This window comes from Mesorhizobium sp. M0678 (genome assembly GCF_040320505.1).
In the GTDB taxonomy this organism is placed as follows: domain Bacteria; phylum Pseudomonadota; class Alphaproteobacteria; order Rhizobiales; family Rhizobiaceae; genus Mesorhizobium.
Genome location: NZ_JAMYPT010000001.1, coordinates 353,429 through 366,820, shown reverse-complemented (window position 1 = coordinate 366,820; position 13,392 = coordinate 353,429). Strand labels below are relative to the sequence as shown.

At 62.6% G+C, this 13,392-nt stretch carries 12 protein-coding genes; 7 read left to right on the top strand and 5 right to left on the bottom strand.

Annotated elements, in window-relative coordinates; all coding sequences use genetic code 11:
- Positions 1–65: 65 nt before the first annotated feature.
- A complete protein-coding gene (gene urtA, locus NKI29_RS01690; RefSeq protein WP_023674852.1) occupies positions 66–1,376 on the bottom strand; it encodes an urea ABC transporter substrate-binding protein in 1,311 nt (436 codons plus the stop codon).
- A gap of 301 nt (positions 1,377–1,677) precedes the next feature.
- Between urtA and NKI29_RS01685 the strand changes: the two genes are divergently transcribed.
- Positions 1,678–2,073 (top strand): hypothetical protein, encoded by a 396-nt coding sequence (locus tag NKI29_RS01685; RefSeq protein WP_023674851.1) that lies wholly within the window; start codon positions 1,678–1,680, stop codon positions 2,071–2,073.
- Between the two features lie 46 nt (positions 2,074–2,119).
- Here the strand turns inward: NKI29_RS01685 and NKI29_RS01680 are convergent, their stop codons facing one another.
- Positions 2,120–2,830, bottom strand: coding sequence for a purine-nucleoside phosphorylase (locus NKI29_RS01680; RefSeq protein WP_023674850.1), 711 nt, complete (start codon positions 2,828–2,830; stop codon positions 2,120–2,122).
- Between the two features lie 82 nt (positions 2,831–2,912).
- The gene (cckA, locus tag NKI29_RS01675; protein WP_023674849.1) at positions 2,913–5,486 is read right to left on the bottom strand and encodes a cell cycle histidine kinase CckA; all 2,574 of its coding nucleotides are present in this window, start codon (positions 5,484–5,486) and stop codon (positions 2,913–2,915) included.
- 203 nt (positions 5,487–5,689) lie between these two features.
- Between cckA and NKI29_RS01670 the strand changes: the two genes are divergently transcribed.
- The gene (locus tag NKI29_RS01670; protein WP_352754776.1) at positions 5,690–6,442 is read left to right on the top strand and encodes a hypothetical protein; all 753 of its coding nucleotides are present in this window, start codon (positions 5,690–5,692) and stop codon (positions 6,440–6,442) included.
- 83 nt (positions 6,443–6,525) lie between these two features.
- Here the strand turns inward: NKI29_RS01670 and dksA are convergent, their stop codons facing one another.
- Positions 6,526–6,942 (bottom strand): RNA polymerase-binding protein DksA, encoded by a 417-nt coding sequence (gene dksA, locus NKI29_RS01665; RefSeq protein WP_023674847.1) that lies wholly within the window; start codon positions 6,940–6,942, stop codon positions 6,526–6,528.
- 260 nt (positions 6,943–7,202) lie between these two features.
- Here dksA and NKI29_RS01660 point away from each other — a divergent pair, with 260 nt between their 5' ends.
- The 4 genes from NKI29_RS01660 (at position 7,203) to NKI29_RS01645 (ending at position 10,980) form a co-directional block, all read left to right on the top strand.
- Complete coding sequence (locus NKI29_RS01660) at positions 7,203–7,706, top strand: SixA phosphatase family protein (RefSeq protein ID WP_352574988.1); 504 nt, start codon at positions 7,203–7,205, stop codon at positions 7,704–7,706.
- 62 nt (positions 7,707–7,768) lie between these two features.
- The gene (locus NKI29_RS01655) at positions 7,769–9,247 is read left to right on the top strand and encodes a YcjX family GTP-binding protein (protein WP_352697722.1); all 1,479 of its coding nucleotides are present in this window, start codon (positions 7,769–7,771) and stop codon (positions 9,245–9,247) included.
- Positions 9,244–10,338, top strand: a complete 1,095-nt coding sequence (locus tag NKI29_RS01650) for a YcjF family protein (protein ID WP_352795416.1) — start codon at positions 9,244–9,246, stop codon at positions 10,336–10,338. The genes NKI29_RS01655 and NKI29_RS01650 overlap by 4 nt, the downstream gene beginning before the upstream one ends.
- 87 nt (positions 10,339–10,425) lie before the next feature.
- On the top strand, positions 10,426–10,980 hold the full coding sequence (locus tag NKI29_RS01645; RefSeq protein ID WP_352697724.1) for a hypothetical protein: 555 nt from the start codon (positions 10,426–10,428) through the stop codon (positions 10,978–10,980).
- A gap of 63 nt (positions 10,981–11,043) precedes the next feature.
- Here the strand turns inward: NKI29_RS01645 and NKI29_RS01640 are convergent, their stop codons facing one another.
- Positions 11,044–11,310, bottom strand: a complete 267-nt coding sequence (locus NKI29_RS01640; RefSeq protein ID WP_352697726.1) for a hypothetical protein — start codon at positions 11,308–11,310, stop codon at positions 11,044–11,046.
- A 229-nt stretch (positions 11,311–11,539) separates the two neighbouring features.
- Between NKI29_RS01640 and NKI29_RS01635 the strand changes: the two genes are divergently transcribed.
- The gene (locus tag NKI29_RS01635; protein ID WP_352754780.1) at positions 11,540–13,375 is read left to right on the top strand and encodes a monovalent cation:proton antiporter-2 (CPA2) family protein; all 1,836 of its coding nucleotides are present in this window, start codon (positions 11,540–11,542) and stop codon (positions 13,373–13,375) included.
- Positions 13,376–13,392 lie beyond the last annotated feature (17 nt).

Genomic DNA, 13,392 nt, shown 5'->3' with positions numbered 1-13,392 from the left:
TCCGGGCAGGCTGGAGGAGGAGCCTGCCCGGAGGCTTGCGGGTCTGGGAGGACAGACCGGGAGGATCAGTTGGTTCCCTTGCCGCCGCATTTGCCGGTGGCAACGTTGAAGTTGCCGCAGGACAGAGGCGCGCGCCAATCGGAGATCAGGTCCTTGGAGTCAGGCAGATAGTCGGACCACTCGTCGCCCATCACCAGGCCCGGCGTCTGCGAGACGGTTTCGAACTGGCCGTCGGCCTGGATTTCGCCGATCAGCACCGGCTTGGTGATGTGATGGTTCGGCATCATCGTCGAATAACCGCCGGTCAGGTTCGGCACCGAGACGCCGACCATGGCGTCGATGACCTTGTCCGGATCGGTGGTGCCGGCCTTCTCGACCGCCTTCACCCACATGTTGAAGCCGATATAATGGGCTTCCATCGGGTCGTTGGTGGTGCGCTTGTCGTTCTTGATGAATTTGTGCCAGTCGGCGATGAACTTCGCGTTCTCGGGCGTGTCGACGCTCTCAAAATAATTCCAGGCGGCGAGATGGCCGACCAGCGGCGCGGTGTCGAGACCGGCAAGCTCTTCCTCACCAACCGAGAAGGCCATGACCGGAATGTCCTCGGCCTTGATGCCCTGGTTGCCGAGTTCCTTGTAGAACGGCACATTGGCGTCACCGTTGACGGTCGAGACGACGGCGGTCTTCTTGCCGGCCGAACCGAATTTCTTGATCGCCGAGACTTCGGTCTGCCAGTCGGAGAAGCCGAACGGCGTGTAGTTGACCATGATGTCTTCGGCGGCAACGCCTTTCGCCTTCAGGTAGGCTTCGAGGATCTTGTTGGTGGTGCGCGGGTAGACGTAGTCGGTGCCTTCGAGCACCCAGCGCTTCACCGAACCGCCATCCTCGCTCATCAGATAATCGACGGCCGGAATGGCCTGCTGGTTCGGCGCCGCACCGGTGTAGAACACGTTGCGCTCGCTTTCCTCGCCTTCGTACTGGACGGGGTAGAACAGGATGTTGTCGAGCTCGCTGAACACCGGCAGCACCGATTTGCGCGACACCGAGGTCCAGCAGCCGAACACCGCGGCGACCTTGTCCTTCGAGATCAGCTCGCGCGCTTTTTCTGCGAACAGCGGCCAGTTGGAAGCCGGATCGACGACCACCGCCTCGAGCTTCTTGCCGAGCAGGCCGCCCTTGGCATTCTGCTCTTCGATGAGCATCAGCATGGCGTCCTTCAGCGTCGTCTCCGAGATCGCCATGGTTCCCGACAGCGAATGGAGGATGCCGACCTTGATGGTGTCGTCGGCCGCCCTGGCGGGAATGCTCATCAGCAGGCCGGCGGTGACCACGCCGGCCGAAAACATTTTTGTTATTGTCGAGAAACTGCCCCTCATACTTTTAAACTCCCAAGCTGGTTAACTGCATCGGAACAGGACCATGCAACGGCTGTGCCAATCACCGGCGAAAGATCGGAGTGTTTGAGATTTCCCAGCCCTGTCAGTCGGTTAATGTATTAGCCGCAGGAGATGAACCTCCCCTGCCAGGTTTGAAATGAGAAAAGATCACTCGTATCAGCCTAAGTTTTACTCACATATAGGCCAATGCCCGAATTTTGAGCAGCATCATATGAGCGCTGGCGAGGATTGCAGCGCCGCAGCGAAATGAGGCAAGTTCGAACCCTTAACGGGGGACTCCATGGCCTTCAGAGCTTCTTGCATTTTCACCGCCATGCTTCTGCTGGCGGCGACGACCGTAGCGCGCGCCGGCTTCAGCGACGGCAAGCTGCCGGACGGCTCCTATCATTGCGAAGTCTATCTGCTTGGCATGTTCCTCAGCCTCGGCGACATCACCATCAAGGGAAACGTCTATAGCGGTCCGGTGAGCTTCGGCATCGCGCCGCAAAGCTACAATTACCAGATGGATGCAGACGGCGTGATCACCTGGCTGGGTCCGCTGGGCGGCTACACCAGTGGCGGCAACTCGATCTCGCTTACGCAGGCGACGCTGGAAAGCGGAACCACCCCGTCCTTCGATATCATCATGAAGCAGCCAGACGGCGCCTTTACCGCCTCGACCTGCACGAAGCGTTGAAAAGTACGGAACCTGGCGAGGTTCCGTACTCCGAAGTAGAAGCCGCCTAGCTCTCCGCCGCCATGTCGAGCGCCAGCCGGGTCATATCGGTGAAAAGGCCCTGGCGTTCGGAATAGTCGGTCTGCTCGCCGGTTGCCACATTGTCGACGACGGTCAGGATCGACAGCGCCCGGGCGCCGAAATCGGCCGCAATGCGGTAGAGTGCGCTGGTTTCCATATCCACGGCGAGCGCCCCCTGTGCCTGTGCTTCGGCAAAGCGTTCGCGCCCCAGCGGATGATAAAAAATGTCGCTGCAGATCGTCAGCCCGGCCCGATGGTCGATCCCGAGTTCCGAAGCCCGGGCCAACGCCTGGGCCAACAATGCAGGATCGGGGCCGGCATCGGCACGATAGAGACCAAAAACCTGGCCGCTCTCCGCATTTTCGCCGCGCACCGATTGTGCGATCACCAGGCTGCGCAGCGCCATCTCGGCGGTCAGGCCGCCGCAGGTGCCGGTGCGGATCAACGTTTTCGCACCGTAGAAATCCAGCAGCTCGTGCACGTAGACCAGGAATGACGGGACGCCGATGCCGGTGGACTGGACGCTTACAGGCTTGCCGCGAAACAACCCGGTAAAGCCGAGCGCGCCGCGGCGGCGGTTGACGCAGCGCGACGCTTCCAGAAAGGTCTCCGCCATCCATTCAGCGCGCTGCGGGTCGCCCGGCAGCAGCACCGTGCTTGCGTAGTCGCCTTTGCTAGCCTCGTTGTGTGGCGTCACGGCATGCTTCCAAAACCCGTCGCCCGTTTCGCCTGCAATCATGGCAGTCTCACGACATTGCGCAAGCGGAGCGTTGGAAGGGTCAGGATTCCAGCATGTCCTTTACGATCGTGGCCAATTGCTTGAGCGAAAACGGCTTCGGCAAGAAGCCGAAATGCGCGTCGGCCGGCAAGTTCTTGGCGAACGCGTCTTCGGCATAGCCGGACACGAAGATAAACTTGATGTCGGGCTGCCGTTTGCGCAATTCGCCAAGCAGCGTCGGGCCATCCATTTCCGGCATCACCACGTCCGACACCACGACGTCGACCTTGCCGCCGAGCGCTTCGTAGACTTCAAGCGCCTCGACGCCCGACGACGCCTCGTGGACGGTGTAGCCGCGCGATTTCAGCGCCCGCATGCCGCCCATGCGCACGGCGTCCTCGTCCTCGACCAGCAGCACCGTGGCCGAGCCCGACAGATCCTTGGCTGAGTCGGCGATCTTGGCAGGGGCGGCCGGCACTTCTCCAGCCTCGCCCGCCTTCCTTGCCTCCGCAATGTGCCGCGGCAGGAAGATGCGGAACACGGATCCCTTGCCGACTTCGGAATCGCAGAAGATGAAGCCGCCTGTTTGCTTGATGATGCCATAGACCATGGACAGGCCGAGGCCGGTTCCCTTGCCAACCTCCTTTGTCGTGAAGAAGGGCTCGAAGATCTTTTTCAGCACATCAGGCGCGATGCCGCTGCCGCTGTCCTCGACCTCGACCAGCACATAGTCGGCCGGAGTAAGTTCGCGGTAGGAAAAGGTCTTGCACTCTCCGGCGCTGACGTTGCGGGTGCGTACGGTGAGCTCGCCGCCGGCCGGCATCGCATCGCGTGCATTGACCGCCAGATTGACCACCACTTGCTCGAATTGCCCGATATCGACCCTGACCGGCCACAGGTCGCGGCCATGGTCGATTTTGAGCTTGATGTCGTTGCCGACCAGCCGGGCAAGCAGCATCCTTAGATCTGCGAGCACGTCGGTCAGGTTGAGCACCTCCGGCCGCAGCGTCTGCTTGCGCGAGAAGGCCAGCAACTGCCGCACCAGCGAGGCCGCCCGGTTGGCATTCTGCTTGATGTTCATGATGTCCGGGAACGACGGATCGGACGGCCGGTGGTTGGTCAAAAGCAGGTCCGAGGCCATGATGATGGCGGTCAGCACATTGTTGAAATCATGCGCGATGCCGCCGGCGAGTTGGCCGACCGCCTGCATCTTCTGGCTCTGCGCCATCTGGCCCTCGAGGGCTTTTTGCTCAGTGGTCTCCACGGCATAGACGATGGCCGATTCCTCGGCGCCCTCGCCACCGGTACCGTCTGCGACCGCGTTGACGTAGAAGCGTATGTGGCGCTCCTCATTGCCGGGCAGCACCGTATCGATCGGCTCGATGTCAGCCTGTTGCTGGCGTGCCTTTTCAAAGGCCGCGGCGAAAGCCGGCCGGTCGCGCTCGTGGATCACCGTATCCAGCCGCACACGCCGATCGACCGCATCGCGGTCGACGACCGAGGAAAACAGCGACAGGAACGGCGCATTGGTGCGCAGGATGCGGCCGGCATGGTCGACGCCGGCTATCGCCATCGGCGTCGAGTTGAAGAACCGCGTGAAGCGTATTTCCGATGCGCGGAGGTCGGCCGAAGCGTCCTCGCCTTGCGTCCGGTTGAGCACGATGGTGCGAGTCGGGCCGTTGAGCCCCTCTCGGCTGGCCGAGACACGATGCATGAAGCGCACCGGCAGCGCCTCGCCGGTCATCGTCGTCAGATCGAGGTCGATAACGGCATTGCGCGTGGTACCAGCGTCGGCCTTGACCGAACGGACCAGCGCCATGCCGTCGCCGGCGACGATCTCCGGCAGCGTGATGGCGCCGGGAGTGAAGCTGGCCAGGTCGATGCCCAGCCACTCCGCAAGGGTCGCGTTGATATAGGTGACGCGGCCTTCCTGGTCGGCCGAAAAGAAACCGGCCGGCGCATGGTCGAGGTGATCGATCGCCTTTTGCAGGTCGAGAAAGAACCGCTCCTGCTCGGCCCGTTCCTGCGAGATGTCGGCAAGCTGCCAGGCAAGCATGGGCAGCCGCTGGCCGGGAACGCTGAAGGCGCGGGCCCGAACGCGGTACCAGCGAGCGCCCGGTTCGGCGCCTGGCCGAATGGACTGCGCGAGCCGAAACTCGCCGTCGCCAGGCTGGCCATCACGCAGGCCGGACGCCAGCCGGTATATGGTCACCGAGGCCTCGGGAACGTCTGAAAGCAAACCTTCGACGGTCTTGAGGTCGGCGGCCGACTCGGCACCCGTCATATCGGCATAGGTCCGGTTGGCGTAGATGATACGGCCTTTGGTGTCGGTGACCAGGAGACCTTGCGACATCGAATCGACGAAAGCTTTCGACAGTTCGTCGCTTGTCGAGCGCGGCGTGATGTGCACGAAGCCGATCGCAGTGGCGAATAGAAAGCCGACGCCGATCATCGCCAGCACGCCAAGCATGCCGAGCAGGAATGGATCGCCAAGGCGCTCGCGGAAAAGGCCGAAGACGATCGCTGCCCCAGTCAGGACGACGATGAAGACGATGAGCCGGGTGACCGCTCCCGGCCGCGTGTTCTGGTCGACGATAGGTACCGGATAGAAATCGCCGCGCGCTTCCTTGGCCATGTGCCCCCTGCTCGTGAATTCCGGTGTCGGTTGAATCATATTCTCAGGGTTGGGAAAAGGCCCGGCTGCAGATGTCCGTTAAAAATGACGCCGTTCGGCTCCCGGCGTTTCAAGCTGTTCACGAAGCGTGAAAGGCAACTTGCGGTGGCCTGCCGCAACAGTCTAGTGTCGCCTCTCTTCGAAAGCTGATTTTGGGGGAACCAATGCTGCAATGGCTGGATGGCGTGGCGGGTCCTGGTTATGCCGCAGCAATCCTATGGACGTTTGCAGTACTTGTCCTTCTGCTCATCATTCTTCTTATCATCAGGCTGGTCCGCAGCCTGACGTTCGGGACATTCGTCGCCGGCGGCAGGAACCGCAAGACGCGGCTGGCTGTCATGGATGCCACAGCGGTCGACAGTCACCGGCGGCTGGTGCTGGTGCGCCGTGACGATATCGAGCACCTGCTCTTGATCGGTGGTCCGACCGACGTCGTCGTCGAGCGCGACATCAGGCTCTCGGCGCTGCGGCGCCCGGCATTGACCGGAGACAACGGCCACCAGCCGGCAGCAAGGTCTGCTTCGACCACCGCCGCGCCGGTGAGGCAAGCGCCACCGCAGCCGGCAAGCGTAACCGCGACCCCTGTCCGAGCCCGCCAGACGGCGACGATGCCGGCAACAATGCCGGCGCCGGCGCCGAAACCGGCATCGAACGTCACACCGTTGCCAAGTTATGGATCCGTCAACGCCAATGCCTCGCGGCATGCGCAGCCGCCGGCAAGACAGGACTCCCCGGCAAGATACGAGCCGCCTGCACAGCACGAGTCGATTGACGATGCGCTGATGAAGGAGCTGGAGGTTTCCCTCGACGAGCCACGCTTCAGCCAAACGCCGAGCAAGCCGGTGGCGAAGGCATCGCCCTCTCTCGACGACGAGATGACGAAGCTCCTCGGCGAGTTGTCCAATCAGAAAAGATAGGCCGATAGCGAACGGCCAATGAAAATGGCCGGAAAACCGGCCATTGTGAACGCTTTACTGATGCCGCTGTTTTTCCCGGCGACTCAGTCGTCGCGGTAGACCTTCTCGCGCCGCTCATGGCGCTCCTGTGCCTCGATCGACAAGGTGGCGATCGGGCGCGCGTCGAGCCGCTTCAGCGCGATCGGCTCGCCCGTCTCCTCGCAATAGCCGTAAGTGCCTTCGTCAAGGCGCTGGAGGGCCGAATCGATCTTGGAGATGAGTTTTCGCTGGCGATCGCGGGCGCGAAGTTCGATGGCGCGGTCGGTTTCGGAGGAGGCGCGATCGGCGAGGTCGGGGTGGTTGGCGTTTTCCTGCTGCAGGATTTCGAGAGTTTCGCGCGCTTCGCGCAAGATGTCGTTCTTCCAGGTGACGAGCTTCATGCGAAAGTAGGATTTCTGCCGCTCGTTCATGAACGGCTCGTCTTCGGAGGGTACGTAATCGGCGGTAACGATGTCGTTCATTCGACTCACCCAACAAACCCCAAATTTGGCGCCTATATATTCGCGGACCGAAAGCTGCACAAGGTCAATCGACGACAGTTTCACGCAATTGTTAGTCTCGGACAAATCAGCATCTGCGATGCCCTTTTTGCGAAGAATACGACCGAATCCGTACATGATTCGCTATGCTTGAGGGGCGCTTGCCATTGCGCACGGAGCTCTTCTGATGGCAAATCCTGCGGCGTGCTGACGGGTTCGGTGCCCGGCACAACGGGGATCCGGTGACCAGACTTTACCTGCTGAGGCATGCGAAGGCCGGCTGGGCGCTGCCTGGCGTGGCTGACTTCGACCGCCCGCTCGATCCATCCGGCTTCGCCGATGCCGAAGCGATGGGCGTGCTGATGCGTTCCCGCAAATACGCACCGGCCCGCACCCTTTGCTCAAGCGCCAAGCGCGCCCGCCAGACGCTGGAAAGCTTGGCTGGCCATACGGACACGGGCCGGGTGCTGTTCTGTGACACCTTCTACAGCGACGATGCCGCCGCGTACCTCACTGCCATCCGGCAGAATGGCGGGCTGGATGCCTTGCTCGTCATCGGCCACAATCCGATGATCGAGGATCTCGCCATGGCGCTCTCAGGCGACGGCAACGAGACCGCGCGGGCCATGCTGAACCACGGCTTCCCGACCTCCGCACTTGCGGTGGTCCGGTTCAACGGCAGACTTGCCGAGGCTGCGCCAGGCACCGGCTATCTCGAAGCCTTCCTGACACCTGCCGATATCTGAGGCCATTTCAAAGCCGCGCATCAAAGCCTATATCGGATCCTGACCGGCCCGCGAGAACAGATTTGGCATCATCGCTGACGACTTTTACCGACGAGGCGAAGATTGCCTTGGATACGTTGTCAGGCCGCGCTGCCGGGCTTTTCGCTCCGTCACTGCGTCTTGGCGTGACCGGGCTGTCCCGCGCCGGCAAGACGGTGTTCATCTCGGCCCTTGTGCACAATCTGGTCCATGGCGGACGCTTGCCGCTGTTTGAGGCACAAAAATCGGGGCGCATCGCCCGGGCTTTTCTCGAAGAGCAGCCGGACGACGCGGTACCACGCTTCCAGTACGAGGATCACATCGCGGCTCTTGTCGACGATCGCGTCTGGCCGGATTCGACGCGTGCGATTTCCGAACTGAGGCTCACCATCGAATACGAATCGGCCTCTGGCTGGAGCCGCATGTTTTCCGCCGGCAAATTGTCGGTCGACATCGTCGATTATCCCGGCGAATGGCTGCTCGACCTGCCGCTGCTCGGCAAGTCCTACGCCGATTTTTCGCGTGAGGCCTTCGAGATGGCCGTGTTGCCGGTGCGTGTCGACCTTTCGCGGGAATGGCGGGCGCTCTCCAATCCGGTCGACCCCAACGCCGAGGCCGACGAGATGACGGCGCGCCGTCTCGCTGAGAGCTTCGCGGCCTATCTCAAGGCCTGCAAACTCGACGAGCGGGCGCTTTCGACCTTGCCGCCCGGCCGCTTCCTGATGCCCGGCGATCTTGAAGGCTCGCCCGCTCTCACCTTCGCGCCGCTGCCGAATCTGGGCGGCCGGCGCGCCCGCTCGGGATCGCTGCAGGCTATGATGGAGCGGCGCTACGAGGCTTACAAGACGCATGTCGTCAAACCGTTCTTTCGCGAACACATCACGCGTCTCGACCGCCAGATCGTGCTCATCGACGCATTGCAGGCATTGAATGCCGGCCCCGGTGCGATGGCCGATCTGGAGCGCGCGGTCACCGAAATCCTGTCCTGTTTCCGGCCCGGCCGGGGCAACTTCCTGACCGACCTGTTTTCGAGGCGTATCGACCGCATATTGGTGGCCGCGACCAAGGCCGACCATCTGCACCACGAAAGCCACGACCGGCTGCAGGCGATCGTGCGGCGGCTAGCCGACCGAGCCGTGGCGCGGGCGAATTTCACCGGCGCCGACGTCGACGTCGTCGCTATGGCTGCCATGCGCGCGACCCGGGAAGGCACGGTCAAGCAGGGCCGCGAGACTTTGCCGGTCATTATCGGCACGCCATTGCGCGGCGAAAAAATCGATGGCGAAACCTTTGACGGAAAGACCGAAACAGCCATATTTCCCGGTGACTTGCCGGAGAAAGTTGATGCGGTGTTCGACGTTTCCGAATCGACCCGCCGGCAGAACAATGACGACCCCGCGATCCGCTTCGTGCGCTTTCGCCCGCCGAAACTCGAGCGCACCGCCGAGGGTGTGACGCTGTCGCTGCCGCATATCAGGCTCGACCGCGCGCTGCAGTTCCTGATCGGAGATCATCTCGCATGAGTGCGCCCCGCAGACCGGCGGCCTTTCGCATAGAGCCGGAGCCCCAGCAGAAGGAAGATTCGACGGCTCACCATGCTGCGTCCGAGGCCGCGCCGGCGCGAAAGCCGCGTACCGTGACGGCGGATCTTGCCGTGGTCACACCGGCGGAGATCGACGTCTTCGACGAGCCTCATATCGTCGCTGCCGAACCGCCGCCGGCGATTGCGCCGCGAAAACGTTCGCCGCTTGGCAGCCTGTTCTTCGGCGCGCTGGGCGTTCTGGTTTCGCTCGCCGTCGGCCTCTGGACCGACCAGCTGATTCGCGACCTGTTCGAGCGCGCCGAGTGGCTGGGCTGGCTGGCTGCCGCTATGGCCGCGATCGCCATCCTGGCGCTTCTGATCATCCTGGTGCGCGAATTCATGGCGATTGCCCGCCTTGCCGAGGTCGAAAAGTTGCAGAAGCGGGCGCTCGATGCGATTGCCCGTGACGATCCGAAGGCCGCCCGCGCCGTGGTCGACGAGTTGTCGGTCTTTGTCTCGGCCAAGCCTGAAACCGCGGCCGGCAGGCGCTCGCTGGCCGAATTGCGCGGCGAGATCATTGACGGCGGCAATCTGGTGCGGCTGGCCGAGACCGAGATACTCGGCCCGCTCGATGCCCGCGCCAGGGTGATGATCCTCGAAGCGGCGAAGCGCGTCTCGCTGGTGACCGCGGTCAGCCCCCGCGCGCTGGTCGACGTCGCTTATGTCGTGTTCGAAGCCGGCCGGTTGATTCGCCGGCTGTCGGAGCTTTATGGCGGCCGCCCCGGCACGCTTGGCTTTTTTCGCCTGGCGCGCAGCGTTCTGGCCCATCTCGCGGTCACCGGGTCGATCGCCGTCGGCGACAGTTTCGTCCAGCAGATCGTCGGCCACGGCCTTGCCGCCCGGCTCTCGGCCAAGCTCGGCGAAGGCGTCGTCAACGGCATGATGACTGCGCGCATCGGCATTGCAGCGATGGAAACCGCAAGGCCCCTGCCCTTTTACGCGGTCAGGCGGCCCGGATTGGGCGATTTCCTCTCCGCGCTGACCTCCTTTGCAGCAAAGAAAGAAAAAGAAACATCCGCTTCCGGAACGTGACTATTGCCTTGGGGTGACAAAGCATTAACCAATCTTGTCCATGGTCGGAAGCGTCCAAACCAGTCTCTTTGTTGCCGGGTGTCGTCGATGAAAAGCGTTATTCTGTCCAGCGGGCTGCCCGTGGCGCTCGCGCTTGTCGCAACCGTCGGCATTGCCGGAAACGCTTCGGCGGCGGAACCGGACAAGCAGTTCTTTCGATCGGTCGAAGGCAAATGGGTCGGCCCCGGAGAAATCGTTGCCGGCAAATACAAAGGCACGAAATTCACCTGCAGCTTCATCGGCTCGACGCCTGACGGCAAGGTCGGCATGTCGCTCGACGGCGGCTGCCGGGTCGGTATGTTCACTCAGCAGATGTCGGCAACGATCGAACACAAGGGCCGGCAGGGCTACAAGGGCAGCTTTATGGGCGGGGCCGCCGGCTCCGGCCTCGACATTATCGGCGGCAATGTCGTCGATGCGCACAAGGTGGTTTTCACCATCAATCGCAATCAGTTGCGCGGCGTTATGCAGGCGCTTGTCCCCGACGACAATTCAATGACGGTGACCGTTGCCGTGCGCGTCGACCAGCAGCTGGTCCCGGTCATCGGCATGAAGCTGAAGCGGATCGATGCAGTCGAGGTCGGCTCCATAACTCCGAACTGACTTTCAGCGTGAGAAGGGCGGCGGCCAAACGGCGCCGCCCTCTTTTGATTTGCAAATGGGCGCTCAGTCCTTGATCGCGGCAATCACTTCGTCATAGGCCTTGCAGGCCTCAGCCGCTGTCGTGCCGCTCTGATATTTGGTTGTGACCGCCTGGACCTTGGCCCCGAGGTCGGCTGCCTTGGCCGGATTCTTGGTAATCGCAGCCTGAAGTGCCGCAGTCATGTCCTGGGCCTTCTTGGTCAGCATCTCGGTCGTGCACTCCGGCGCCTTCGAACAGGCAGAACCGGCAAGTGCCGCGATGCCAACGGCAAGCAGCAAGAACTTCTTCATGTCAGTCATCTCCTCAAAAAAGGGCCGCGACTTGATCGTCGCTCGCCCTTCACTGGCCGAAGCCGGGCGTCCTTAGCGCCGGATTGCTGGAACAAGCAACGCGCGGGAGCCCATTATCCTGTTCAGTGCGCCTGCAATATCGCCTTCACAACACGCCGGATTCGCACTGTTCGATCCGCCCCGAAGCCCCTATCTTGGCCGCTTGTTGCAAGAGAGCGGAACGGCAGGCATGGCGGCAGAGGCATCGAACGGCGATCTGATCCAGGTGGTGGCGCTGCTCGCCGCCGGCGTCGTTGCGGTGCCGATCTTCAGGCGCATCGGACTTGGCTCCATCCTCGGCTATTTGACGGCCGGCGTCGTGATCGGTCCGTTCGGGCTGCGCATCTTTTCCGAATCGGAAGCCATTCTTCATGTCGCCGAACTCGGCGTCGTCATGTTTCTGTTCATCATCGGGCTGGAGATGCAGCCGTCACGGCTATGGGGCATGCGCCGCGAGATTTTCGGGCTTGGCGCGCTGCAGGTCGGCGTCTGCGCGGTCCTGCTGACCGGCGTCGGGCTGGCGGGAGGTTTTCCTATCGCGCAATCCTTCGTCGCCGGCGCCGGTTTCGTGCTCACCTCGACGGCCATCGTCATGCAATTGCTGGAAGAACGCGGCGAACTGGCCACGCCCAAGGGCCAGCGCATCGTTTCGGTCCTGCTTTTGGAAGACCTGGCCATCGTGCCGCTGCTGGCGCTGATCGCCTTCCTCGCGCCGGGCGGCGCCGATATGAGCCTGTCGGATCGGTTGACGGAGGTCGGCATCGGCCTTGCCGCGATCGTCGGGCTGGTGCTTGCAGGACGCTATCTGCTCAATCCGTTCTTCCGTATCCTGGCGGATGCGCGCGCCCGCGAGGTGATGACCGCAGCCGCCCTTCTGGTCGTTCTCGGATCGGCGCTCGCCATGCAGCTTTCCGGCCTGTCGATGGCGATGGGCGCCTTCCTGGCCGGCGTGCTTTTGTCGGAATCGACCTTCCGCCACCAGCTGGAGGCCGACATCGAACCGTTCCGCGGCATTCTGCTCGGACTGTTCTTCCTCGCCGTCGGCATGTCGCTCGACCTGCATGTGGTCGTCGTCAACTGGCAGCTCATTGCCATCTATGTCGTCGCCTACATGATGATGAAGGCGATCGGCATCTATATCGTCGCCCGCATTCTCAAAACCGGCCACCGGGAAGGGCTCGAGCGCGCGGTCTTCATGGCGCAAGGCGGCGAATTCGCCTTCGTCCTCTATTCCGCAGCAGCGGCAGTCGGGATCATCGATAGCCAGGCCAATGCGATGCTAACCGCCATCGTCATCATTTCCATGGTGCTGACGCCGTTGGCAATCATAGCCCTGCGGTATCTGACGCCGCGCGACGAGCAGTCGCTTGAAGGCGTCGATGTCGCCAACGGCCTGACCGGCAGCGTGCTGATCATCGGCTTTGGCCGGTTCGGCCAGATCGCCAGCCAGCCGCTTTTGTTGCGCGGGATCGACGTATCGATCATCGACAATGAGGTCGAAATGATCCAGGCGGCGGCCGATTTCGGCTTCAAGGTCTATTACGGCGACGGCACGCGGCTGGACATCCTGCGTGCCGCGGGAGCCGGGCGCGCACGCGCCGTGCTGATCTGCGTTGACAAGCCCGATGCCGCCGTGCGCATCGCCGAGCTCATCAAGGCGGAGTTTCCGTTGCTGACGGTGCTGGCGCGGGCTTTCGACCGCGGCACGGCGTTGCAGCTCATTCGTGCCGGCGTCGACTATCAGCTCCGCGAGACGTTCGAATCGGCGCTTGTCTTCGGCGGCTCGACACTGGAAGCTCTCGGCGTCGATCCGGAAGAGGTCGCCGAGGTAGTCGAGGACGTCCGCCGCCGCGATGCTGCCCGTTTCGAGCTTCAACAGGCCGAAGGCATACGCGCCGGGCGGCGTTTCCTCAAAGGCAATATCGGCACCCCCATCCCGACGCCGCTCAGCACGCCACGGCGCGTGGGCCAGGCGCTCAACGAGGAGACCGCCGGCGTGCTGCAGAAATCCGAACCGGCCGATTAAACGTTGGAAAGACGCGA